The sequence below is a fragment of the Luteibacter yeojuensis genome (genome assembly GCF_000964085.1).
Taxonomy (GTDB): Bacteria; Pseudomonadota; Gammaproteobacteria; order Xanthomonadales; family Rhodanobacteraceae; genus Luteibacter; species Luteibacter yeojuensis_A.
The window spans coordinates 1-1,693 of the sequence record NZ_JZRB01000076.1 but is presented as its reverse complement, the minus strand read 5'-3'; the positions used below and the strand labels follow the sequence as shown (position 1 = coordinate 1,693).

General features: G+C 70.1%; 3 protein-coding genes. All 3 read left to right on the top strand.

The genetic code is table 11. The features are described from left to right. Nucleotides 1-628 (top strand): hypothetical protein (locus VI08_RS22110; RefSeq protein ID WP_045831363.1); only part of this gene is annotated, 628 nt, incomplete at its 5' end. A gap of 75 nt (nt 629-703) precedes the next feature. Next, complete coding sequence (locus VI08_RS19780) at nt 704-1,369, top strand: HAD-IA family hydrolase (RefSeq protein WP_045831362.1); 666 nt, start codon at nt 704-706, stop codon at nt 1,367-1,369. Then, nucleotides 1,360-1,693 (top strand): CDP-alcohol phosphatidyltransferase family protein (locus VI08_RS19775; protein WP_045831361.1); only part of this gene is annotated, 334 nt, incomplete at its 3' end. The genes VI08_RS19780 and VI08_RS19775, both read left to right, overlap by 10 nt.

The window sequence follows — 1,693 nt, the reverse complement described above, 5'->3', positions numbered from 1 at the left end:
GCCCCCGCCGCCGCCCCCGCCGCCTCCGCCGCCGCCCGCTCCGCCTGCCCCGCCGAAGGCACCGAAAACGGCGGCAACGTCGTCCTCGTCGTCGTTCTCGTACAGCACCGTCGACGACCACGGGCCGTCGCATCACCACCAGTCGATCAGTGACAACAACGGCTACATCACGGTCGCCAACGACGACGGCATGTGGGAGTTGCGCGACCCCGCCTACCTCACGCGCATCCGTGCCATCTACGACAACGCGTTCAAGGACGGCCCCATGGGCCCCGCGCCCGCCATGGACCCGAAGCGCGCGGCGGCGCTCGCCCAACGCGAAGCCACGCTCAACGAGCAGATGGCCAAGCTGGCCGAACGCCAGGCGCAGCTTTCCATCGCCGAAGCCAACCCTGGCCACGCGCAGCGTGACCCGGCGGCGTTTGCCGCGGGCCGCGAGGCCATCGGCCGCGAACAGGCCGACGTGGGCCGCCAGATGGGTGAGGTGGCACGTGAGCGCGCCATGCAAGGCCGCACCGAGGCCGAGTGGAACCGCGCCATCGCCGAGCGCTCGCGCAAGGCGAACGACGAGGTGAAGGCCGTGCTCGACGACGCGCTGCGCAACCACGCCCTGGTGCGCGCGGACTGACGCGCGCGCCGCGCTCCGGTATCGTGGGGGGCTACCGCGCCATGCGGTGCCCCTTGCAGTTCCACCGGAGGCGACATGCGGCTTGAAACCGGCCTGGCCATCGAGGCGCAGGCACTTCTGTTCGACATGGACGGCACGCTGGTCGATTCGCGCGTGGTCGTCGAGAAAATCTGGAAACGCTGGTGCGACGAAGTCGGCGTGGACTGGCACGACGTGCTGCCCCGCCTCCATGGCGTACGCATGTACGACTCCATCAAGCAGTTCGCGCCGCCCGGCGTCGACATCGATGCCGCGTATGCGCGGCTTTACCGCGAGGAAGTCGAGGACGTCGACGGCATCGTGCCGATTCCCGGCGCGCTCGAACTCCTTGCCGCGCTGCCGCCCGATCGCTGGACCATCGTCACGTCGGCCGACACGGTGCTGGCGAAGGCCCGGCTGGGTGCCGCCGGCATCATCCCGCCGCCGCGCATGGTCACGGGCGAGGTCGTCACCCATGGCAAGCCCGCGCCCGACGCCTACCTGCTGGGTGCCGAGCGCATGGGTGCGCCCGCGCCGGCCTGCCTTGTGTTCGAAGACGCGAAGGCCGGCATCGACGCGGGCCTGGCCGCGGGCTCGCGCGTCATCGCCATCGCCGGCGACCACCCGGGCGAAGTCCCCGCCACCGTCGCATGGGTCACCGACCTCACGTCCTTGCGCTACGATGGCCTCCACGACGGCAAGGTTCGCCTGCTATGCACCTGAAGCTGCGCGCCCCCTACGAGAACCTGGTGACGGCAGCTAACGTCATCACGCTGTCGTCGCTCACTTGCGCCATCCTCATCATCAGCCGCGCGCTATCCAGCGAGCTGGCCTACCTCGGCACGCTCTTCATCGCCTGCCTGGTGTGCGATGGCGCCGACGGCTTCGTCGCGCGCAAGACGCGTACATCGAGCGACCTGGGCACCCAGCTCGACAGCCTCTCCGACGCCATCGCCTTTGGCGTGGTGCCGGTGGTGGTGGCCGATACCTACCTGCGCTCGATCAGCGGCGAGGCGTTCCTGCCCGCGCAGGTGGCCTTCTGCGCCT